Raw genomic sequence first — 21867 nt, 5'->3', positions numbered from 1 at the left:
CCGCCCCAGATGGGCACGGGTTGAAACGGTCGTGACGGCGTCAGGCGTTAACGTGGCACACCAATACCCCCCCTTCAAGGGCTTGAACCACGCCAAAGGCGTACTACGGGTTTGTCACATGCGCAAAAAGGGCCGCGCGGCGGTGCCGGCGGCCCTTTTCCAAACGAAATCCGTCGGTGTGGCGGCGTGCCTTATACCTTGCCCAGCAAGGCGGCGAAGGTCAGCACGACATAGCCCAGCACCATGAACAGCACCGCATAGCCCCAGCCGATGAAGAAATGCAGCATCAGCATCAGCAGAAACAGCACCACGGCGATGATGCCGATGGTGGTGAAACGGGTAAAGGCATGCCAACCCTCGGCATGTTCCTTCACGAGCTTGTTGTCGACCACCACGGGCCCATGTGCGCCGGCCATATTCTTCTCCCCCGGAACGAGACGATGGAATTCTGGCCGATTGTGTAAGGGTTGGTGGGGCGGTTGACAAGGGTTCTCGAACGGTTGGGGGTGCTACCGAATGTCCTTCACCAGCCGCAGCGTCTCCTCCCCATAGCCCAACCGGGCATAGAAGGCGCGGCCACGCGCATTACTGGCAAAGACATCCAGTGACAGGGACGCATAGCCCTGGCGCCTGGCCCATTCCTCCACCGCCGCCATCAGGGCCTTGGCCGTCCCCTGCCCCTCCGCCGCTTCGGTCACGGCCAGCAGCGGGATATAGGCGGCGATCTGATCGGTGAAGATATCCAGCATCGGTTCGGCATGCACGAATCCCGACGGCACGCCGCTTTCATCCTCTGCGATGAAAGTCACCGCCCCAGGCTTGGGTGCCTCCAGCGTCTCATGCATGAAACAGCGCTGAAACCGCATCACCTCGTCCGCGCTGCGCCAGGACAGGTCGGCGGCCCCGGCCAGACGCGGGGCGAGGCTATGGATGAAGGGCAGATCGGCGGCGGTGGCGGGGCGGATGGGCATGGCACGCGACAAGCAGCGGTCAACAGTCATCAGGCAATGACATGCCGTCGAACGCCACACAATCGCCCTTGACGCCCAACCATTTCTCCTACACCGTATGCAACATAACTCATACAGGGTATGGATTATGAAAGCGGTCGCGAACGCCACCCTTGGACAGTTTGAGCAGGTTGTGCTGACGGCCGTGCTGTCACTGGGGGACAGCGCCTATGGCGTGACCATCCACGCCAAGGTGGAAGAGCTGTCGCGACCGCGGAAGGTGGCGTTGGGCGCCGTCTACGCCACCTTGGACCGGATGGAGGATAAGGGGCTGGTCACCTCCTGGATGACCGATCCCACACCGGAAAGGGGCGGACGGGCCAAACGCTGCTTCCGGCTTGAAGTTTCGGGGGAAATGGCCCTGCGGGACGCGGCGGCGACCGCCAAACGCATCTGCGATGCTATCGAACAGCAATGGGGAGTGGGGATATGGAAAGACAGCGCGATCGCGTAAGCAGTCCCTCACCGGGATTGGTGGGACGCCTGATCCAGATGGTGCTGCCGCCCGCCTCGCGGGAGGCGGTGATGGGCGATCTGGCGGAAAGCTGCCGCTCGCCGGGGCAATTGGCCGCCGAGGGGCTGCGTTCCGTGCCGCCGCTGGTGGCCGAACAGGCACGGCGGGCATCACGGCTGCCGGTGATCGGGTTGCAGCTGTTCATCCTGTTCGCCTGCCTGGGTGGGTTTGAATTGGACCGCACCGACCGGGCCGTGACCAATGCGGCCTGCGCCGCCCTGCCCATGGGTCTGGCTATGGTCGGGTTGCTGCTGCGGAATATCTATCGCAGTGATGACAACCCGGTACGCCAGGGCCTGTTCGATGCCATCACGGCGGCCCTGTGCGTCGTGGCGCAGCAGACGGTGATGCATGTGCTGATCGCCGCCGGCCATCTCGATCCGGCCTGGGCCTTGTCGCGTTCGCTAATCGTGCTGGCCTGCCTGTCCTTCCCCATTCTGTGGACCCTGGGTGCCATGGAGAATCCCGACGCGGTTCGGCGCAAGCCCGCACAGCCCCTGTTCAGCGATTACAATCAGTTCGTCCAGCGCACCCGCGTGCGCAACCGGGCCGAAATGGCGGCGCTCGCCATGATCATCGGTGTGTCGGGCTATTTCCTGGCGCGGTTTCAGCCGCCGGTCGCCCCGCTGGGCTGGAGCTTTCTGACCGGCTATGCCTGCATCCTGGTTTATCTGGCGCTGCGCGGTGCCGCCCGTCCTGCCCCGCTGGATGCCGACAGCACGGCTGTCCGGGCGCTCTATGAAACGGAACTGAACCGGCAGAGCCGGCAGCGCCGCCTGATGTGGTGGTTCTGGTTCGTGCCGCTGTTCGCCGGGCTGATGACCAATCTGGTGATGTATGGCGTGTCGAAGGAACAGCCCCTGCGCATTGTCGGCGGTATCGCGGCCATCTTCCTGCTGGGCTATCTGATCGAACGGCTGCACCGCGACCGACGCCTGGCCATCCATTTGAAGCTTAATAAGCTGGCCGCCGTTCCGGCCTGATAAGCACCATCGGACTGCCTTGTCGCATGTGCCGCCCCCCGGCGCATGCGATCTTGTTTTCAGGCGATAGGCGCGACCAGCCCATCCGACGCGACACCCCGCTTCACCACCGCCCGATCACCCTCCACGGCCACCCGCCCCTCCGCGATCAACCGAACGGCCAAGGGATAGGCCTTGTGCTCCTGCTCCAGCACGCGGGCGGAAAGGCTGTCGGGCGTGTCCCCCTCGGCCACGGCCACGGCGGCCTGAACGATGATGGGGCCTGTATCCATCTCTACCCGCACATAATGCACGGTGCAGCCATGGAACCAGACACCGGCGTCGATGGCGCGGGCATGGGTGTCAAGGCCAGGGAAGGACGGCAGCAGCGAGGGGTGGATATTGATCAGGCGATTGTGCCACGCCTCAACGAACACTGGTGACAGCAGGCGCATATAGCCGGCAAGGCAGACCAGACCGACGCCCGCCGCTTCCAGCGCCGCAATCATCGCCGCCTCATGCGCCGCCTTATCGGCAAAGTCTTTCGGCTTCAGCACCAGGGTGGCGATACCGGCGGCCCGCGCCCGGTCCAGGCCGGGAGCGTCGGCCTTGTTGGAGATGACCAGCGCCACCTCCGCCGGAAAGGCTGGATCACGGGCGGCGTCGATCAAGGCCTGGAGGTTGCTGCCCCGGCCCGAGATCAGGACGCCCAGACGCAGTCTCACGACCAGCGCTCCAGGCCCGAGATCACGACGCGGTGACCGTCATTGCCGCGCGGCACGACGGTGCCGATGCGCTTCACGGTTTCGCCACCGTCGGCCAGGATGCGGGCCGCTTCGTCCGCCTTCTCCGCGGGGACGACGACGACCATGCCGATGCCGCAGTTGAAGGTGCGGGCCATTTCCGACGCTTCGACATTGCCCGTCTTCATCAGCCAGTTGAACACCGGCGGCAGGTCCCAGGATGCTGCATCCAGGTCCACGCCCAGCCCATCGGGCAGGACGCGCGGAATATTCTCAATCAACCCGCCGCCCGTGATGTGGGCCAGCGCATTCACGGTGCCGGCACGCACGGCGGCCAGAACCGACTTCACATAGATACGGGTGGGCGTCAGCAACGCATCACCCAGGCTGCGCGACCCATCCCAGGGGCAGGCGCTGTCATAGGTCAGGCCCGAAACGCCCACCAGCTTGCGCACCAGCGAGTAACCGTTGGAATGCACACCGCTGGAGGCGAGACCCAGCACAACGTCGCCGGCCGCCACCTTGTCACCGATCAGCACCTGGGAGCGTTCGACGGCACCGACGGAGAAGCCGGCCAGATCATAATCGCCATGGGCATACATGCCCGGCATTTCCGCCGTCTCACCACCGACCAGGGCGCAACCGGCCTGACGGCAGCCTTCCGCGATGCCGGCCACGATGGCGCGACCGGCGGCCACGTCCAACTTGCCGGTGGCATAGTAATCCAGGAACAGCAGCGGTTCGGCCCCCTGCACCACCAGATCATTCACGCACATGGCGACCAGATCGATGCCGACCGTGTCATGCTTGTTGGCGTCGATGGCGACCTTCAGCTTGGTGCCCACACCATCGGTGGTGGAAACCAGCAGCGGGTCATGGAACCCGGCGGCGCGCAGGTCGAACAGCGCGCCGAACCCGCCCAGCCCGGCATCGGAGCCGGAACGCGCCGTGGACTTGGCCAGGGGCTTGATCGCATCGACCAGTGCGTTGCCCGCGTCGATATCGACACCCGCATCCCGGTAGGAATAGCTGCTCATGCCCTGGCCCTCACTGCTGGCGTAACGGTGCCGGGGTGGGGTAGAAAGCCCATGGTGGCCTGCCGCACCCCGGATTTGGCGCCGAACATAGCAACATCGGAATTCAAGGCAATGCCGGTCATCCGCACCCCCGCCCTGCGCAAAAGCCTGTCCGCCGCCCTGATCGCCCTGGGCCTGGCCCTGCCGGCCTCCGGTCAGGCGGTGGACGACCTGTTCACGGTGCGCGATGTGGGCGTCGATATCTCGTCCGGCAATGCCAATGTCGCCCGCGACCAGGGTGTGCGAGAGGCGCAGCGCAAGGCCTTCGACCTGATGTTCGACCGGCTGACCGTGGATGGTGCGCGCACCGCCCTGCCCCCCGTCCCGTCCGACGTGATCGAACGCATGGTGCAGAGCTTTGAGATCCAGGAGGAGCGGACATCGGCCACCCGCTATGTCGGCAAGCTGGCGATCCGCTTCAACGCCGCTGCCCTGCGCAATTATCTGCGCGCCAATAATGTCGCCTATGCCGAGGTGCGGTCGAAGCCGACGCTGGTCCTGCCCATCGATCAGACGGGCGGCACCCCGATCCTATGGCAGACGGGCACGGCTTGGCGGCAGGCCTGGGCGGATCTGGCCCCGCGTCAGGGCGGGCTGGTGCCGGTGACTGTGCCGTTCGGGGAAGCCCCCGATGTCACGGATATCGGCGTCGAACAGGCCCTGGCCGGTGACGCCACCGCCCTGCGCCGCATTGCCGACCGCTATGGTGCCGGGGATGTGGCCGTGGTTGCGGTCAACGGCACCGTCGAAGCCGGCCTGACCGTGACGGTCGCCCTGCACCCCGCCACGGGTAGTGCGGAAAGCTTCAGCCTGACGCAATCCGCACTGCCTGCGGACACGGGCGAGCCCGTGAATCCCACCCTGCGCGCCGCCGTGGAGGCTGTCACCCACCGGTTGGAGGAACGCTGGACCGCCGCGACGCAGATCGCCGCTGGTGCCCTGTCCGACCTGAAACTGACCGTCCGCTTCGCCGATCAGACGGGCTGGTTGTCCATCCGCAAACGTCTGGGCAGCATCAGCACCATCACCCAGACCAATATCACCAGCCTGTCGCGCAACGGGGCCGTCCTGGACCTGCGCCATGCCGGCGATATCGGACAGTTGCGTACCGCACTGGCCCAGCGTGATCTGGTGCTGGAGGACGGGGCCGACGGGCCGGTTCTGCGCAGCGCACGGTGAGCGTCGCCCCCGCTCTCCACCAGACCATTGTTATCCTTTCGAAAACCCTCATACTGCCGGGCATGTGACCCTTTTGGCTTGCCACGTGTTCATGACGGGAATGTCTGAACATACCCAACGGCGGAGTTGAGGCCCCATGAGCGATCTTGCGCCCGAAAACACAGCCACCGACCCCACCCTGGAGCGGTTGCGCCGCATCACCATGGGCATCACCGCTGGGCGGCTGCTCTCGGCCCTGCTGATCGGCTGGCTGATCTATAGCGGCCACATGACCCTGGCCTTCTGGCTGTTCGTGCTGGCCGCTCTGGGTGCCTTGCTGGAAGGGTCGGCGGCCCTGCTGTTCAAGACGCGGACAAGGCTGGGCGGAATATTGGACGGACTGGCCGACCGGCTGCTGCCGCTGCTGGCCCTGACGGCCCTCACCTATAAGGGTTTGCTGCCGCTTTGGGTGCTGGTCCCCGTGCTGCTACGCGAACTGGTGCTGGCGCTGGGGCAGAAGCTGCCAGAGACGGCGGGGAACGAGCCCTGGATACGGGAGCCGCGCTGGCTGTTCCATATCAACATCGTGGCCATGGATGCGCTGGCCATCCTGTTCCTGCTGATCCAAGGCCCTGGATTCGGGGTTGACCTGTTCATCCTGCCGGCGGAGTTGCTGGTCGTGGTGCTGGCGCTCGCCTCCCTGGTGCTGGCCTTCGTCAGCCGGCCCAAGCCGGAAGATGAATTCCTGACCGACGATCCGGGCAAGGACGCATGATGCGCGCCAATCGACAGTGGAAATTCTGGCTCTGGGGCTTTGTCGGCTTCATTGCCGTGGTCTGGCTGCTGCGCTCCATGCTGGCCCCCTTCGTGGCGGGCATGGCCCTGGCCTATCTTCTGGACCCTGTGGCCGACAAGCTGGAAGCACGCGGGGTGCCGCGCTGGGCCGCGACGACCATCGTGCTGCTGGGGTTCCTGCTGGCCGCTATCCTGGCCCTGCTGCTGCTTGCGCCGCTGTTGCAGGCGCAGGTGGTGCAGTTGATTGAGGTGGCGCCCGAATGGATCGCCTGGGCCAAAAAGGAACTGGTCCCGGCGGTACAGCGCTGGCTGCGGCGCCTGCCAGCGGCAGAGGTGAAGCAGCTGCGTGAGGCCGCTGGCAGTTATGCCGGCACCGCCGTCGGCTGGACCGCCGATGTGCTGCGCAACATCCTGACCAGCAGCGTCGCCATCATCGATATCCTGTCCGTCATCTTCATCACGCCCATCGTCGCCTTCTATCTGCTGCGCGACTGGGACCGGATGGTGGCGACGGTGGATGGCTGGCTGCCCCGCCCCTATGCCGACACCATCCGGGAGCAGGCGCGCGAGGTCGATACGACATTGGCCGGATTCGTGCGCGGTCAGGCCACCGTCTGCCTGTGCTTAGGCTTGTTCTATGCCCTGGCGCTGACGGCGGCGGGTCTGGATTTCGGGCTGGTGATCGGGCTGATCACGGGCTTGCTGTCCTTCATCCCGTTCGTGGGATCGCTGGTCGGATTCGTGGCCAGCGTCGGTCTGGCCCTGTTCCAGTTTGACGAGTTCTGGCAGGTCGGTCTGATCGCCGGCATCTTCTTTTTCGGCCAGGCGGTGGAGGGCAATATCCTGACGCCCAAGCTGGTGGGTGACAAGGTGGGGCTGCATCCCGTCTGGGTGATGTTCGCGCTGCTGGCCGGCGGGGCCTTGTTCGGCTTTGTCGGCGTGCTGCTGGCCGTGCCGGTGGCCGCCGTCATCGGCGTGCTGACCCGGTTCAGTCTGCGGCAATATATGCAGAGCAGCCTTTATCGTGGCTTTGACGCGCAGGCGGCAACACCCCTCGACTTGGCCCCCGACCCGCTGCTATCCCATCCGGCAGCCGAAGGGGCGGAACGGGGTGCCGGCATCGCCGACCTGCCGCCCAAGCCCTGACACCATTCCCGTTTTCCAGCCCGTGCAGAAGGAGGGGCTCTTGTCATGACCACGCCCCCCCAACCGCCATCCAATCCGCCCTCGCTGCTGTCCACGCGCCAGATCCCGCTGGATCTGGGGCATCGTTCCGCCATGGGGGAGGATGATTTCCTGGTCGCCCCCGGCAATCAGGATGCGGTTGCGTGGCTGGACGCCTGGCCGGAATGGCCGGCCCCGGCCCTGGTCCTGTTCGGCCCGGCGGGGTGTGGGAAAAGCCATCTGGCCCAGATCTGGCGGGCGCGGGCGCGCGGCAATCTTCTGTCGGTCGATGATCTGCGGGACGAGGCGGAACTGCCCGACCTGCTGCGCCCCATGCGGACCGCCGTTCTGGATGGCGCGCAGGGGGTGGCGGGCGACCCGGCCCTGGAACGGTCCCTGTTCCATCTCTACAATCTGGCAAAGGAGATGGGCGGGCATCTGCTGCTGCTGGCCGAAAATGCGCCGGTTAATTGGGTCATCCGCCTGCCCGATCTGCGCTCCCGCCTGCTGGCCGCCCCTGCCGTCGGCATGGCCGCCCCCGATGATGCGCTGCTGATGGCGGTGCTGGTGAAGCTGTTCGCCGACCGGCAGATCCGGGTGGGGGAAGATGTCATCGACTGGCTGATGACCCGCACAGAACGCAGCTTCGCTAATGCCCGCCGCGTGGTGGCGACGCTTGACCACGCGGCCCTGGCGGCCAAGAAACCCATCACCGTGCGATTCTGCCGACAGGTTTTGGGCGACGGAACACAAAGCTAGCTCTAAACCGGCACCTTGCTCGCCTCCATCCCCAGCGAGCCATCGAAAATCCCCGGCAGGACCGGCAGGTCGGTGACACCCGGATCAACGCCCAGCTGCATCATCAAGGTGGTCGCCTGTCCGCGATGGTGGGTGCCATGGTTGAAGAAATGCGTCACCGGAACCCAGGCCGGCAGGGTCCAGTGGTGGGGATTGAACTTGGTGACATAGGAGAGCGGCGCGGAAAGCCATTCCGGCGTCACCCCCGCCGCCCAGGCCGTGATGCGGGCATCGGCCGCCGCGCGGTCAGCCACAAGTTCATCCCAGTCGGGACGCAGCAGGTCCACCCCCCTGGCCACGGGCGGTGCCGTGCCCTCGAACCGGCTGAGCCAGATCAGGTCGGCCCACAGGATATGATCCAGCGTGCCATGCAGCGACTTGAAGAAGGCACCCAGGTCACGGGAGCGGTCGACCGCCGCGATGCCGGCGCAGGCCTCCATCATGCGGCTGTTCATCCAATGGCCATAGGCGGCCATGGTGCGCACGTAATCCACGCTGATCATGCCTGCATCCTCTTTGTCCATGGCACGGGTTGACTCCGCCGCGCCGCATCTAAATCCTTGGGTTCAGACCATTATTCCCCAAAGGACCCCGTCATGACCATCGCCATCGGCCAGCCCGCCCCCGATTTCACCCTGCCCACCGACGGCAATGGCAGTGTCACCCTGTCCGCCCTGAAGGGCTGGAATGTGGTGGTCTATTTCTATCCCAAGGATGACACGTCGGGCTGCACCACCCAGGCCTGTGGATTCGGCGAACAGCTGCCGCATTTCGAAAAGCTGGATGCCACCATCATCGGCATTTCCAAGGATTCGGTCGCCAGCCATGACAAGTTCAAGGCCAAGTACAAGCTGCCCTTCATCCTGGCGTCCGATGCCGACAGCGACGTGACGGAACGGTATGGTGCCTGGCAGGAAAAGAACATGTATGGCCGCAAATATATGGGCATCGAACGCTCCACCTTCCTGATCGACAGGGAGGGCGTGCTGCGCGCGGAATGGCGCAAGGTGAAGGTGCCGGGCCATGTCGACGCCGTGCTGAAGGCCGTCCAGGGTTTGTAAGCAGCGGCCCCGAACAAGGTTGACGGCGGCTTTACCAATCCCGTCCAATGGGGCCATCCCGCAGCCAGGATGGCCCTTCCATGTTCACGCGTACCCCTGCTGACCCGACCCCACATGCCCGCGCCGGTGCCGACGCCCTGAAACGCGGGGATTTCGCGGGCGCCAAGGCCGGATTCGGGCAGGCGGTGGCCCTGGGGGCCGGTGATCTGGGCACGCTGCTGGGTCTGGCCTATGGCTGCCGGGGCGTGGGTGATGCCGCCGGGATGGCGGCGGCCCTGGACCGGGTGCTGGCCATCGACCCGCGCAATGTCCGCGCCCTGATCCTGAAGGGCGATCATTTCGGGGGCAAGGGTGACCATAAGGCCGCCACCTCCTTTTACAACAACGCGCTGCGTGCCGCGCCGCCGGCGGCACAGCTGCCCCCCGATCTGGTCGCCGAATTGCGCCGCGTCCAGGGGCTGACGCAGGATTATGCGCGGCGATTCGAAGACCATCTTCTGTCCAGCCTGAAAGGGGCCGGCTTTGACCCCGACGCGGGTGAGGGCCGATTCGCCCGTTCGCTGGACATCCTGTTCGGGCGGCGTCAGGTCTATTACCAGCAGCCGCAGGCCTATCTGTTCCCCGAATTGCCGCAGGTGCAGTTCTATGAGCGCGAGGCCTTTCCCTGGCTGGAAAGGCTGGAGGCGCAGACCGACGCCATCCGTCAGGAACTGCTGGCGGTCATGCAGGGACCGGAGGCGTTCCAACCCTATCTGGAGGCCAGCACCAACCGGGCGCAGGTGGACCGGTCGGGCCTGCGCGGCAATCGCGACTGGAGCGCCTTTTACCTGTGGAAGAATGGCGTGCCGCAGGAAGAAAACATTGCTCGCTGCCCCATGACGGCCAAGGCGATGGAGGGCATTCCGCTGACCGGCATCCGGGGCCGCGCGCCCTCGGTGCTGTTCTCCCTGCTGAAGCCGGGGACGCATATCCCGGCCCATACCGGCTTTGTGAATACCCGCCTGATCTGCCACCTGCCGCTGATCGTGCCGGGCAAATGCCGGTTCCGGGTGGGCAATGACATGCGCGAATGGCGGGAAGGACACGCCTGGGTCTTTGACGACACGATCGAACATGAAGCCTGGAACGACAGCGACCAGACACGCGTTGTCCTGCTGTTCGATGTCTGGCGACCGGAATTGACGGCGGATGAGCGGGAGTTAGTGGCGACCATGCTGGCCGCCATCGATGATTATGGTGCCGGGTCGGGGGAATGGGGGGCGTAAGTCCTTACGCCCCCAGCTTGATCCAGGTCAGCTCATGCTTGTTCTGACAGAGATGGACCAGCTGACTGCCCGGAATGGCCGCAAAGGCGCGGGCCGTCTCAAAATCCGTCTCCCCCTGGAATTTCAGGGTGCAGATGTAATTGCGCGCCAGACCCGAGTCGAGCCAGCCCTGGATCATCCGGTACAGCCGGGCCGGATAACAGATCACATCGCAGACCAGCCAGTCGATGGGTCCGATATCGGCTGGCTTCAGCCCGAAGGCGCTTTCCCGTCGTTCCGAAACGCCCGGCAATGCGGCGATCCTGGGGTCCAGCGGTGCCTTGTCCACGGCGATGACATTCGCGCCGCAACTCTGCACCACCCAGGTCCAGCCGCCGGGACAGGCACCCAGATCGATACATTGTTCCCCCGGCTTCGGCGTGTAACCGATGCGGGTGAAAGCCTCCCACAGTTTCAGATAGGCGCGGCTGGGCGGGTTGACCCGGTCCTCAATCAGCTCAATCTCGCCATTGCGGTACGGGCTGGAGCAATGGGCGGCCGCCAGGATGGTATTCTCGTTCAAGAGCGTCCAGGAGCCCAGCGGGGCTGTCGGCGGGGGCGTGAAGAAGCTGACCGGTTTGGCCGAAACATGGGGCAGATTGTCCTGGATCAGCTGCGCCCGGCGATGATGCTGAAACCCATAGAGCGCCCAGTTGCGCTGAATGCCGCGCAGGGCCTTGGCCCCCTGTTTGATCGACTGGATCGGGATCAGGACGGGGTCGTACCAGATATTCTGGGCCCAGGCGGCGGGACGCGGCGGGCCATCGGCGATGACCAGCCGTCCATGGACCGAGCGCACATCGCCCAGTTCCACCAGTAGGGGCTCCAGATATTCTTCGGCCGCCAGATAGGCGGTGGCCCCGAGCGGCGTTGCCGTCGGGGCCGTCACATCATCATGGGTCATGGATCAGAACGCGCCAGCGTGTCAGGTGGTAATGTCACCGGACGCGATAACAGCCTGCGTGCGGTTACGCACGCCCAGGCTGCGCATGACGGCCGTGACATGGATTTTCACCGTGCCCTCGGACAGGCCCAGTTCGTAAGCGATCTGCTTGTTCGACTTGCCTTCCCGCAGGCAGCGCAGCACATCGCGCTGCCGCTGCGTCAGGCTGGGCGCACCGGCATTGCCCGCCGCTGCACCGCCGCCGCCCGCAGACGCAGCGCCATGGCCGGCAACACCCGGCCCATCGCCCAGGATGGCCGCCGGCGGCACATAGATGCCACCGGAGAAGATGAGGTTCAGGGCCGACAGCATGATCTTCACAGAGGACGATTTCGGGATATAGCCCGAAGCCCCGGCATCCAGGGCGGCGCGCACATCGGCCTGCGCCTCAGATGCCGACACGATGACGACCGGCGTACCCGCCTGCGCCTCGCAGATTTCCTGAACACCGGAGAATCCGGGGAAGCCCGGCATCTGCAGATCCAGCAGGACCAGATCGAAATCCTGCCCGTCGCGCGCCAGAGCCAGCACGTCGTCAAAGGTCCCCGCTTCGATGAACGTAGCCTGGTCATCCAGTTGGGTCAGCAGGCGGCACAAACCTTCACGGAACAGCAGATGGTCGTCACCAATCAGGATTTTCATCAGTCGATCCCAGCCCGATTATCACACCCCATCCGCCCACGCCGCCCCACGCGGGCCAAGATGACGGGGCTGTATCCCGCCATCTTACGGACAGTATCGCACCCTTAATAAATCAAAATCCTGTGGCTGTCTGTGACAACCATCGCTCTAGACCGTGCGGATGGCACAAAAGCGCGGCGGGAAGGTTATCAATATCGTCGCCCCCCTTCCCGCCCGCCGCGTGCGGCCATGTTGCGGGAAGGGGGGTGGACGTGCCACAAAAGACAAAGGTGCCGCCGGTATCATGACCGGTGGGGTTAGAGACGATCATGGCTGTCAATACAGGGATCAAGATGCCGCAAAAAGTGCGCAAGGCCGTGTTTCCGGTCGCAGGTTTGGGTACCCGCTTCCTGCCGGCCACCAAGGCCATTCCGAAGGAAATGCTGCCGCTGGCCGACCGGCCGCTGATCCAGCACGCCGTGGACGAGGCCAAGGCCGCCGGCATCGATCAGTTCTGCTTCGTCACCAGCCGTGGCAAGAGCCCGCTGGAAGATCATTTCGATCTGAATTACGAGCTGAATGAGACGCTGCGCCGCCGCGGCAAGAATGATCTGCTGAAGATCGTCGAGGATATCCAGATCGAATCGGGCTACCTGTCCTATGTGCGTCAGGCGCAGCCCCTGGGCCTGGGGCACGCCGTCTGGTGTGCGCGTGAATTCGTGGGCAATGAGCCGTTCGCGGTGCTACTGCCTGACGAGCAGGTGCTGGGCGACAAGCCCTGTCTGGCGCAGATGATGGACGCCTATGAACAGGTCGGCGGCAATCTGCTGTCGGTGTTCGAGGTGCCGCGCGAACAGACCAACAAGTACGGCATCCTGGATATCGCGTCGGAGGATGGCAAGCTGGTCTCGGTCAAGGGGCTGGTGGAAAAGCCGGACCCGGCGGTGGCGCCCAGCAACCTGTCGATCCAGGGCCGCTATATCCTGCAGCCCGAAGTGTTCAAGCACCTGTCGGTGTTCGAGAAGGGGGCGGGCGGCGAGATCCAGTTGACCGACGCCATGGCCAAGCTGATCGGGCAACAGCCCTTCCACGGCTTCAAGTTCGAGGGCCAGCGCTTCGATTGCGGCGACAAGCTGGGCTTCGTGCTGGCCAATGTCGCCTATGCTCTGAACCGTCCCGACATGTCGGACAAGGTGCGGGCGGCGCTGAAGGACATGCTGTAACAGCATAGGCCGGAAACACGAAGGGGGCGGCCTGATCAGCCGCCCCCTTTTTATTGCAACCGGCCTTGATTACCGTCGCTCGGTAAAGCTCCACTTCACGGTGACGTTAAGGGTCTCCGTCATTTTGCCGGACTTTTTAGTCAGGACGGTGGACTTGCTGCCGGACAGGGGCGCGTTGCGCAAAGTGGCGGAGACCCACTGCTCCACACCTTCCTGGACGGTGATGGTCGCCACGCCCTGCATCGGCGGGTCGGGCGGCGTGTGCCGGAAACTCTTGATCTCCACCGTCGTCGGCACCCAACCCAGCGGATACAGCGTACGGGCCTTCTCGTCTACGACCAGATCGGTCGACAAACATACCCTCTCCAGTTCGACAGCCGGAATGGAACCACCACCCTTCTCTGTCGCAACTGTGTCGTAAAGGCCAGCGACATCGGACATCTGGCCCTTGGCCTGACGGTCAATATAGGCCTCGCCGCGCGCACCGCAGCCGGCGCGGGGCATATAGCGACGGAACTTGGCCTCCGGCTCTTCCAACTCGGGAATTTCTTCTTCCTGCATGCCGGCAGGCGGGCGTGAGCGGGCCTTGCCTTCCTTTTCAATGCAAGCCTCATAGGCCTTGCCCTGATGCTTTGAGCACAGGGCATCGACCTCCTGGATCTGGGGCATGGCCGAGCCCATCTGGCCCGATGTGGCCATCATGTCCATCGCCATCTTGCGCAGACAGGCTTCATCCCCCTTACAGGCTTCGGCCTTCTTCATCATGGCCTGCGGATCGGCCATCATAGCCGACATCATGTTTCCGCTGGCCGGTGGGGCATGCCCCCCCCGTTTGGCCTGCATCGCCTCAATCTTCTGCCGGCGAGCATCGGCCTCGGCCTGGAACGCCTGCATCTGCTTGGCATAGTCGGGATCAAGGTAATTATATGATTCCAGATCGAAATCGCTCTCCATCGGAATCTCGGTGACGAACCGGTCCTTGATGGTCCCCTTGCTCCAGTCCACACCATCACGCCAGTCATTATGCCCGTCCACCGTGACTTCGATCTTCAGCACGGCCTGGCGCGCGGCCTGGGCAGAGGGCGCCAAGGTCAGAAGCAGACCCGGCAGGAGCGCACAGCGCAGATACTTCACTAACATGACCAATTCATTCCCAACACACATGACATCTTATGAAATCACAGAAGGGTGAGAAAAATTCAATGTCGAAAACAATAAAGAAACAACTGAAACATTATTTATGTTTCAGTTTTGAAATAATACACTCCAATGATATATACTTAAAGACAGAAAAGAAAATGGCGACCCCGACGCCAGGGCCGCCATTCTGGAAACTTTTACTGAAAGCCGGGGTCAGGCCGCGTTGGGGCCCATCGGCTTGGTCAGGGCCACATCCAGATAATCATCCACCAGCCGGCCCAGCTCTTCCGACTTCTCATTGAAGAAGTGGTTGGCGCCTTCCACCCGGCGGTAATCGATCTTGATGTCCTTCTGCGCCGACAGCTTGTTGACCAGACGGGTCACCGAGGCTTCGGGCACAATCTCGTCCCGGTCGCCATGCACGATCAGGCCAGAGGCTGGGCACGGGGCCAAGAAGGAGAAGTCGAACATATTGGCGGGCGGCGCCACCGACAGGAAACCGTCCAGTTCCGGCCGGCGCATCAGCAGCTGCATGCCAATCCAGGCGCCAAAACTGAACCCGCCGATCCAGCAGGCCGAGGCGTTGGGGTTGTAGGTCTGCAACCAGTCCAGCGCCGATGCCGCATCCGACAGTTCGCCTTCGCCGCGATCATAAGTGCCCTGGCTGCGCCCCACGCCCCGGAAGTTGAAGCGCAGGGCAGAAAAGCCGCGCTTCGTGAAGGCATGGAACATCGTATAGACGATGCGATTATTCATCGTCCCGCCATGCTGCGGATGCGGATGCAGCAGCAGGGCGATGGGTGCGTTGGGCACCTTGCTGTGGGAGTAGCGACCTTCCAGACGGCCGGCAGGGCCGTTCATGATCACGTCAGGCATCGATTCACCGGTCCCGGTCAGACATGCAAGGGGCGAGCGTCAACAGGCGGGCGGCAATGACTGTCGAACAACCCAAGACCGGGCGGCCTTGGTAGAGGGGCGATTCTTGACCGTCCATCCCTGTCATTCTATAGGACTGCCTCAGGCGGTTGTGGTCCGTCGAACCGTGCCCGAAAGGACACGCCCGTCGTCCACGGGACTGTACCAGCACAAGAACTGAGCTGGCATGGAGACGGACTATACCACAGCGCCCATATTCGTATTCAAGCCTCTTCGCAGGGGAATTCAAGCCTTTGGCGGAAAAGCAGCCCATGCGGTCTCCCCTATACCTTGACTGGAACGCCACCGCCCCCCTGCGCGCAACCGCGCGGGACGCAATGATCGCCGCCCTGGATATGGTTGGAAACCCGTCCTCCATCCATGGTTTCGGTCGCAAGGCGCGGCGGATGGTGGAAGATGCACGCGATCAGGTGGCGGCATTGGCCGGCGTTCCCGCCGCCCAGGTCACGTTCACCGGCGGTGGGACAGAGGCCAATAACCAGGCCCTGGCGCTGGCCGCCCGGCATGGCCGCCGCCTGGTGCTGGGCGCCACGGAACATCCATCAGTGCTGGAATGCGCCGGCACGGACAGCGCCCACATTCCCGTGCGGCCCGACGGTTTGATTGATCTGGAGGCGCTGGATCGGCTACTGGCCGGGGGACCGGCGCTGGTCAGCGTGCAGGCGGTGAACAGCGAGACGGGCATCATCCAGCCATTGGCCGATATCGCCACCTTGGTTCACCGCCATGGCGGCTGGCTGCACAGCGACGCAGTGCAGGCAGTGGGGCGCATCCCATTCGACGTTACGGCAATCGGCATCGACCTTGTGACCCTGTCGGCGCACAAGATTGGGGGACCGCAGGGGGTGGGGGCGCTGCTGACCGCCCCTTCGATCCCGCTCTCCCCCCTGCTGCGCGGCGGCGGACAGGAACGGCGGATGCGGGCGGGGACCGAGAATGTGGCCGGGATCGCTGGATTCGGGGCGGCGGCGGAGGCTGCATGCGCCGGGCTGGCGGATTTCCAAGCCATCGCCGTCCTGCGCGACCGGTTGGAACAGGCGGTCCTGGACGCAGCAGCCTGGGTGCGGGTGATCGGGGCCGGCAGCCCGCGCGTCACCAATACCAGTTGCCTTGCCCTGCCCGGCCAGCCGGCCAACGGCCAGTTGATGGCGTTCGATCTGGCAGGCATCGCCGTCAGCGCCGGATCGGCCTGTTCATCGGGCAAGGTCAAGACCTCCCCCGTCCTGGCCGCCATGGGCTTTGACGATGCCATTGCCGGATCGGCCATCCGGGTCAGCCTGGGCTGGGAAACGGTTTCGGCGGACATTGACCGCTTCCTGTCCTGCTACCTGCCCCTGGCCGCCCGTGCCCGTCCCGCCGCCTGAAAGACCCGATCTTGGAACCCACCCTGCCCTGCTGGCATTGCGCCGGCGACATTTCCCCCCGCGCCCTGTTCTGCCATGGCTGTGGATCGATCCAGCCGCCGGGCGCGGTCGATCCGTTCACCCGGTTGGGTATCGCGGCGTCTTTTGAGCTGGATGTGGCGGCCATCGACCGGCAGGTGGCCGGATTCGCCCGCATCCTGGCCCCGGCCCGATTTCAGGATAAGGGGGAACGGGCGGCCATCCTGGCCGGCGAGCAACGGGTGGCCCGGGAGAAGGCGGCCGCCATCCTGCGCGACCCGGCGGCACGCGCCCGCGCCCTGCTGGACCTAGCCGATACCGCCCCGGCCCGACCCGCCAATGGCGGCCAGTGGGAGATTGCCATTGCCGCCGCCCCGGATGCCAGCAGCCGCGCCCGCACCTTGAAAGAAGTGAAGGACGCGATGGCCGCCGAACTGCGCTTGTTGCTGGACGCCTTCCGCCTGAACGACCTGAGCCTCGCCGCCACCCGGCTGTCACGGGTGGAGGCGATGGCCATGGCGGTGGAGGCGGCGCGGCGCTTGGGTTAATCCCCCATCGCCACGCCGTCGCGGCGGGGGTCAGCGCCGCCCAGGATGCCGGCGGGCGTCACACGGATGATGTGAACACCGCTATTGGCCCCTTCACGCTTCACCTGATGACCCATGGCGGTCAGCGCGCTGGCCAGACTATCGGCGGCGGGCACCGACTCGATCTGTGTGGCACCGTTGCGGTTCAGCAGGATGGGCAGATTGACGGCGGCCTGCGGGTCCATATCCCAGTCCAGCATGGCCACCAGCGCCTCTGCCACATAGCCGATAATGGCCGTACCGCCCGGGGAGCCGACGGCCAGGACAGGATTACCCTTCTGGTCAAACACCACCATCGGGGCCATGGAGGAACGCGGGCGCTTGCCCGGCCCCGGCGCATTGGCAACGGGTTTTCCGTCCTTGGTGGGCACGAAGGTGAAATCCGTCATCTGGTTGTTCAGCACGAATCCACCCGCGATCAGGCCGGAACCGAAGGCGAATTCCACCGAACTGGTCATCGACACGATGCGCCCATCATCATCGATGATGGAGAAATGCGTGGTGGAGGGTACGTCCGGCCCATCGGCAGCGGGGAACAGGGCACCGGTCCGGAACGGCGGTTCGCCGGGCGGTACGGGGGCGGTGGCGGCGCGGGCCGGGTCGATCCCGGCGGCGCGGCTGGCGATATAGCCGGTATCGATCAGCCCACGTGTTGGCACCGGCACCTTATCGGGGTCGCCGACATGCGCCTCCCGGTCGGCATGAGCGCGGCGGCTGGCCTCCATCAGCAGGTGCCAGGCCTTGGGATCATCCTTGCCCATGGCGCGCAGATCATAGTGCGAGAGCATGCCCAGGATTTGCAGCACGGCCACCCCACCCGCCGATGGCGGGGCCATGCCGCACACCTTCCAGACGCGATAAGGGATGCAGATGCCGTCACGCTCCACAGCCTTGTAACTGGCCATGTCGTCCAGGGTCAGAACCGGCGTGCCGCTGTCCCCCGCCGCCTGTTGCAGGCGGCCGACAATGGCCTTGGCGATGGGACCGCGATAGAAGGCGTCGGGGCCGGCAGCCGCCAATAGACGCAGGCTGATCGCCTGTTCGGGCATGGGAATGCGTTCGCCCAGGGCCGGCGGTCGCCCACCTTCGCGGTAATAATAGCGCTGCAAATCCGCCGACTTGCCCAACATACGCTGCCATTCGGTAAGCACGCCGACCATACGCGGCCAGGCGGGCACGCCGGCATCTGCCAGATCAATGGCGGGTTTGAACAGGCTGCTCCAGGGCAGTTTGCCATGGGCGGCATGGGCCTGCGCCAGCATGGCCACCACACCCGGCACACCGACCGCCCGGCCCTGCGGCAGCGTGTCCAGGAAGGACATGGGCTTGCCATCGGCACCCATGAACAGGTTGGGCGTCACGGCAGCGCCCGCCACCTCCCGCCCGTCATAGGTGGTCAGCTTGCCGCCCGGTTCGGCCAGCAGCATGAAGGCCCCGCCGGCCATGCCCGATGATTGCGGCTCGGCCAGACCCAGGACCGCCTGTACGGCCACCGCCGCATCCACGGCCGTGCCGCCCTGACGCAGAATATCCAGCCCCGCCTGCACCGCCAACGGGTTGGCGGCCACCACCATGTGGCGGCGTGCCGTGACCAGTTCCTTGACCTTGGCCGCCGATGTCGGCTCCGGCGCCTGCTGCGCCAGAACGGTGGGCGGCATGGTCAGGCATAGGGTCAGAAGACCCGTGGCCAAGCGGCGGGTGAGCAGCGGAAAATGTCTGGATTGCATGTGCCTGTCCGGGGCCAGTTTTTTACATGGTCACCCGGTAGAACAGGCAATGGCAAGGGCTTAGATGCGCCACCCGCCCCGGAATCGGAAGCGGGCCGCAAAGGGCCCGCCCGATACTCTGATAAGGCAGTCTTTCAAGCGGAATTCGAGTTCGAGCAGAGCGCAGAAAACGAACTGACGGGAAAGCACTGAAACAGGAAAAAGGCTGGCAACGCCACCCGCTCAGGGTAGCGCTGCCAAACCTTCAACCACGTGACGCAAGAGCGTCAGGTCAATCGCGGATCAGAGATCAGAGGATCTCGACGCGGTTGGCCTGCGGACCCTTCTGGCCCATGCTGGTCTGCAGACGCACGCGCTGTTCCGGGGTCAGCGAACGGACGCCCGAACGCTCCAGAGCGGTGATGTGGACGAACACGTCCTTCCCACCGCCGTCCGGCGTCACGAAACCAAAGCCCTTATCGGCGCTGAAGAACTTCACCACGCCCTCGATCGTTTCCGACGGGCCGTTGTCGAAGCTGCGGGCAACGCGCGGCGGGCGCGGGCTGTCGCCGTAACGGTCGCCGCCGAAGCGGTCGCCGCCGCCAAAGCGATCACCGCCGCCACCAAAGCGGTCACCGCCGCCCGGACCACCCGGACCACGACGGGCCGGCTGAGCCGTCGACGTATCGACGCTGTGGATCGAAGCGACCTGCGGACCCTTCTGACCCTGCGACAGATCGCAGACGATGGTCGTGCCATCGGCCAGAGCGTCATGACCAACGGCCTGGACGACCGAGGCATGCAGGAAGGCATCGGGCGACCCATCGGAGAGGGTCACGAAGCCGAAGCCCTTCGTGGGGTTATACCATTTGACCGTGGCGGTGACGCTCCGGCGGGTGATCTGCGGGCTCTGCGGAGAACGGCGCTCGTACATGTGGTCTCGAACTCGACTGTCATAGTGTAGGGAACTTCACCGGGTAACCGGCTGCAAGGACAGTACACGGCTCAGCACCGCGCGGAAAGAGTATCCGCGTGGGCCGGTCCAGCAGCCATCCCACAATGACCCTACACTGGATATTGACCGGATGCACTATCAAAGCCGTCGATTGTTACCGAATGATAGCAGGGCTGGCGGCCCGCCCACGCAAGGACCGCATGGCCCAATCCGGGTTCTCTGGACTTATCGGCGCATGGTTTTTCCATGAAAAGATTGGGAAATACCATGGCTGGTAGGCCTTCTTCTGTCAGCGGGCTATTAGAGCCGCATGAATAGGCTTGCACAATCCGTGCAACGGCCCTTTCGAAGACTGTTTCCCCTGAAACGCATAAGAGGTAATCTCCCATGTGTCGCAACAGGCAAGGCACCTTAACGGACGCATGGCCGCTACCCGCAGCACCGATGACGAAACGGTCGCCCCCTCGCTGAAGGATCGATTCCTGGCGTGGTGGGAGGGCCATGACGTCCAGCGCCGTCGCCGCGAGGCTGCGGAGGAAGCTGCCGCCGCTGCCGGCGGCGGTGGCGGTGCCGCTCAGGGCGACGCCAAGCATATGAACCGCAAGGGCAAGCCCCTCTGGACCGCCACCCGCATCGAAGTGGTGGAAAAGATCTGGGGCCCTGGCTTCTCCTCCCCCGGCGGGGATGAGTTCATTCCGGCCATCGTGAAGCCGCTGGGCCTGAACCCGGCCATGAGCGTGCTGGATATCGGTGCCGGTCTGGGCGGGGCGACGCGCGCCATGGCCAAGCAATATGGTACCTGGGTCACGGGACTGGAGGGCAACCCCGTCCTGGCCGAAGCCGGGATGTTCCGGTCACAGAAATCCGGCTTGGCGCGGCAATCGCCCATCCTGTCGACCGATCTGGAGAATTTCACCTGGGCCAAGCGGGTGGACGCCATCTTCTCCAAGGAGACTTTTTATACGATCCGCAACAAGGACAAGCTGATCGACAGTATCGAGGCCATTTTAAAGCCGCGTGGGCAGCTGCTGTTCACCGATTACGTGATCGACCCCGGCCACGCGCGCGGCCGCGACTTCGACGGCTGGATCCATGCCGAGCCGGTGGAACCCTCTCCCTGGACGGTGGAGCAATATGCGGCCGCCCTGGCGCAGCGGAACCTGGATATCCGCATTACCGAGGATAATACCGACACGCACCGCACCCTGATCCTCACCGCCATTCAGGAATTGGTGAAGCATCTGGAAACAGTTGCCATGGACCATGACACCAAATTGGCGGTCGTGGAGGAGGTGGAGATGTGGGCACGGCGTGTCGCCGCCCTATCATCGGGCCTGCGTTACTACCGATTCTATGCCCTGAAGCCCGCCGAACTGACCTGATCCGGGCCAAAAGGGCCGGTTTTTGCGGCGCGGGAGGGGGTTGCACGGGCTGATGCGCCTGTCCGGTTGACAGGGGGGCAACCCGCGACTATGTTCCGCGCCTCGCAAAGAACGCCTCCAGCGCCAGAGTGCTTATCATGAAGATCGTGAATTCGCTGAAGTCGATGAAGACCCGCCATAAGGCTTGCCGCGTCATCCGCCGCAAGGGCCGTGTCTACGTCATCAACAAGCTGAACCCGCGTTTCAAGGCCCGTCAGGGCTGAGCTTACGCTGATTTGGTTTGCGCCGGGATGTAACAGTCCCGGCGGGCAGGAACCGCGCCTTTCGGCGCGGTTTTCGCGTTTGAGGGTTCCGCATCTCCCCTGCGCTGTCGCATGGTGTGGGCACAGGCCCCAGCCGGTGATGAG

The 21867-nt window shown here is 64.5% G+C and carries 24 protein-coding genes; 13 read left to right on the top strand and 11 right to left on the bottom strand.

Translation table 11 applies throughout. The annotated features are described in order from the left end of the window. Positions 1-191: 191 nt before the first annotated feature. Both ABC729_RS01625 and ABC729_RS01620 read right to left on the bottom strand, forming a co-directional pair. Positions 192-416 (bottom strand): hypothetical protein, encoded by a 225-nt coding sequence (locus ABC729_RS01625; RefSeq protein WP_495605931.1) that lies wholly within the window; start codon positions 414-416, stop codon positions 192-194. A gap of 93 nt (positions 417-509) precedes the next feature. Further along, the gene (locus ABC729_RS01620; protein WP_495605930.1) at positions 510-1001 is read right to left on the bottom strand and encodes a GNAT family N-acetyltransferase; all 492 of its coding nucleotides are present in this window, start codon (positions 999-1001) and stop codon (positions 510-512) included. A 97-nt stretch (positions 1002-1098) separates the two neighbouring features. Here ABC729_RS01620 and ABC729_RS01615 point away from each other — a divergent pair, with 97 nt between their 5' ends. Next, positions 1099-1464, top strand: a complete 366-nt coding sequence (locus tag ABC729_RS01615) for a PadR family transcriptional regulator (protein WP_102110697.1) — start codon at positions 1099-1101, stop codon at positions 1462-1464. A gap of 20 nt (positions 1465-1484) precedes the next feature. Further along, positions 1485-2507 carry a hypothetical protein gene (locus ABC729_RS01610; RefSeq protein ID WP_495605929.1) on the top strand — a complete coding sequence of 341 codons (1023 nt, stop codon included), beginning with the start codon at positions 1485-1487 and terminating at the stop codon, positions 2505-2507. A 59-nt stretch (positions 2508-2566) separates the two neighbouring features. Here the strand turns inward: ABC729_RS01610 and purN are convergent, their stop codons facing one another. Further along, positions 2567-3211: a phosphoribosylglycinamide formyltransferase gene (purN, locus tag ABC729_RS01605; RefSeq protein ID WP_495605928.1), complete on the bottom strand. Its 645-nt coding sequence runs from the start codon at positions 3209-3211 to the stop codon at positions 2567-2569. After that, entirely contained in the window at positions 3208-4266 is a 1059-nt protein-coding gene (purM, locus tag ABC729_RS01600; RefSeq protein ID WP_495605927.1) for a phosphoribosylformylglycinamidine cyclo-ligase, read from the bottom strand. The genes purN and purM overlap by 4 nt, the downstream gene beginning before the upstream one ends. Before the next feature lie 111 nt (positions 4267-4377). Between purM and ABC729_RS01595 the strand changes: the two genes are divergently transcribed. The 4 genes from ABC729_RS01595 to ABC729_RS01580 all read left to right on the top strand — a co-directional run bounded on the left by ABC729_RS01595 (position 4378) and on the right by ABC729_RS01580 (position 8181). Continuing rightward, entirely contained in the window at positions 4378-5484 is a 1107-nt protein-coding gene (locus ABC729_RS01595) for a hypothetical protein (protein WP_495605926.1), read from the top strand. 136 nt (positions 5485-5620) lie between these two features. Further along, positions 5621-6238, top strand: coding sequence for a CDP-alcohol phosphatidyltransferase family protein (locus tag ABC729_RS01590; protein WP_495605925.1), 618 nt, complete (start codon positions 5621-5623; stop codon positions 6236-6238). Beyond that, positions 6235-7404, top strand: coding sequence for an AI-2E family transporter (locus ABC729_RS01585; RefSeq protein WP_495605924.1), 1170 nt, complete (start codon positions 6235-6237; stop codon positions 7402-7404). The genes ABC729_RS01590 and ABC729_RS01585 overlap by 4 nt, the downstream gene beginning before the upstream one ends. Positions 7405-7449: 45 nt before the next feature. After that, on the top strand, positions 7450-8181 hold the full coding sequence (locus ABC729_RS01580; protein ID WP_495605923.1) for an HdaA/DnaA family protein: 732 nt from the start codon (positions 7450-7452) through the stop codon (positions 8179-8181). 2 nt (positions 8182-8183) lie between these two features. Here ABC729_RS01580 and ABC729_RS01575 read toward each other — a convergent pair whose 3' ends face one another. Beyond that, complete coding sequence (locus ABC729_RS01575) at positions 8184-8723, bottom strand: DinB family protein (protein WP_495605922.1); 540 nt, start codon at positions 8721-8723, stop codon at positions 8184-8186. Positions 8724-8816: 93 nt separating this feature from the next. On the opposite strand from ABC729_RS01575, the gene ABC729_RS01570 reads away from it, so the two are divergent. Both ABC729_RS01570 and ABC729_RS01565 read left to right on the top strand, forming a co-directional pair. Then, positions 8817-9281, top strand: a complete 465-nt coding sequence (locus ABC729_RS01570) for a peroxiredoxin (protein WP_495605921.1) — start codon at positions 8817-8819, stop codon at positions 9279-9281. 80 nt (positions 9282-9361) lie between these two features. Continuing rightward, positions 9362-10546 (top strand): aspartyl/asparaginyl beta-hydroxylase domain-containing protein, encoded by a 1185-nt coding sequence (locus ABC729_RS01565; protein ID WP_495605920.1) that lies wholly within the window; start codon positions 9362-9364, stop codon positions 10544-10546. 4 nt (positions 10547-10550) lie between these two features. Here ABC729_RS01565 and ABC729_RS01560 read toward each other — a convergent pair whose 3' ends face one another. Then, entirely contained in the window at positions 10551-11489 is a 939-nt protein-coding gene (locus ABC729_RS01560; RefSeq protein WP_495605919.1) for an SAM-dependent methyltransferase, read from the bottom strand. A 21-nt stretch (positions 11490-11510) separates the two neighbouring features. Then, complete coding sequence (locus ABC729_RS01555) at positions 11511-12170, bottom strand: LuxR C-terminal-related transcriptional regulator (protein WP_495605918.1); 660 nt, start codon at positions 12168-12170, stop codon at positions 11511-11513. A 332-nt stretch (positions 12171-12502) separates the two neighbouring features. Between ABC729_RS01555 and galU the strand changes: the two genes are divergently transcribed. After that, positions 12503-13372, top strand: coding sequence for a UTP--glucose-1-phosphate uridylyltransferase GalU (gene galU, locus ABC729_RS01550; RefSeq protein ID WP_495608624.1), 870 nt, complete (start codon positions 12503-12505; stop codon positions 13370-13372). A gap of 69 nt (positions 13373-13441) precedes the next feature. On the opposite strand, the gene ABC729_RS01545 is transcribed toward galU, so the two are convergent. Together ABC729_RS01545 and ABC729_RS01540 are read right to left on the bottom strand one after the other, a co-directional pair. Further along, positions 13442-14512 carry a hypothetical protein gene (locus ABC729_RS01545; RefSeq protein WP_495605917.1) on the bottom strand — a complete coding sequence of 357 codons (1071 nt, stop codon included), beginning with the start codon at positions 14510-14512 and terminating at the stop codon, positions 13442-13444. A 213-nt stretch (positions 14513-14725) separates the two neighbouring features. Further along, a complete protein-coding gene (locus ABC729_RS01540) occupies positions 14726-15388 on the bottom strand; it encodes an alpha/beta hydrolase (RefSeq protein WP_495605916.1) in 663 nt (220 codons plus the stop codon). Positions 15389-15699: 311 nt separating this feature from the next. Between ABC729_RS01540 and ABC729_RS01535 the strand changes: the two genes are divergently transcribed. Then, positions 15700-16812, top strand: a complete 1113-nt coding sequence (locus tag ABC729_RS01535) for a cysteine desulfurase family protein (RefSeq protein WP_495605915.1) — start codon at positions 15700-15702, stop codon at positions 16810-16812. 11 nt (positions 16813-16823) lie between these two features. Beyond that, positions 16824-17378, top strand: a complete 555-nt coding sequence (locus ABC729_RS01530; protein WP_495605914.1) for a hypothetical protein — start codon at positions 16824-16826, stop codon at positions 17376-17378. Here ABC729_RS01530 and ggt read toward each other — a convergent pair. Then, positions 17375-19144 (bottom strand): gamma-glutamyltransferase, encoded by a 1770-nt coding sequence (gene ggt / locus ABC729_RS01525; protein WP_495605913.1) that lies wholly within the window; start codon positions 19142-19144, stop codon positions 17375-17377. The two genes, ABC729_RS01530 and ggt, sit on opposite strands and share 4 nt — an antisense overlap. A 289-nt stretch (positions 19145-19433) precedes the next feature. After that, positions 19434-20057 carry a cold-shock protein gene (locus ABC729_RS01520; RefSeq protein WP_054165749.1) on the bottom strand — a complete coding sequence of 208 codons (624 nt, stop codon included), beginning with the start codon at positions 20055-20057 and terminating at the stop codon, positions 19434-19436. Between the two features lie 443 nt (positions 20058-20500). On the opposite strand from ABC729_RS01520, the gene ABC729_RS01515 reads away from it, so the two are divergent. Both ABC729_RS01515 and ykgO read left to right on the top strand, forming a co-directional pair. Next, positions 20501-21460 carry an SAM-dependent methyltransferase gene (locus ABC729_RS01515; RefSeq protein ID WP_495605912.1) on the top strand — a complete coding sequence of 320 codons (960 nt, stop codon included), beginning with the start codon at positions 20501-20503 and terminating at the stop codon, positions 21458-21460. A gap of 137 nt (positions 21461-21597) precedes the next feature. Further along, positions 21598-21723, top strand: a complete 126-nt coding sequence (ykgO, locus tag ABC729_RS01510) for a type B 50S ribosomal protein L36 (RefSeq protein ID WP_029014073.1) — start codon at positions 21598-21600, stop codon at positions 21721-21723. Positions 21724-21867: the final 144 nt, after the last annotated feature.

The sequence above is a fragment of the Niveispirillum sp. CC-CTL257 genome (genome assembly GCF_059489915.1).
The sequence above is the reverse complement of the archived record's forward strand: the minus strand, read 5'-3'. Positions and strand labels throughout refer to the sequence as shown.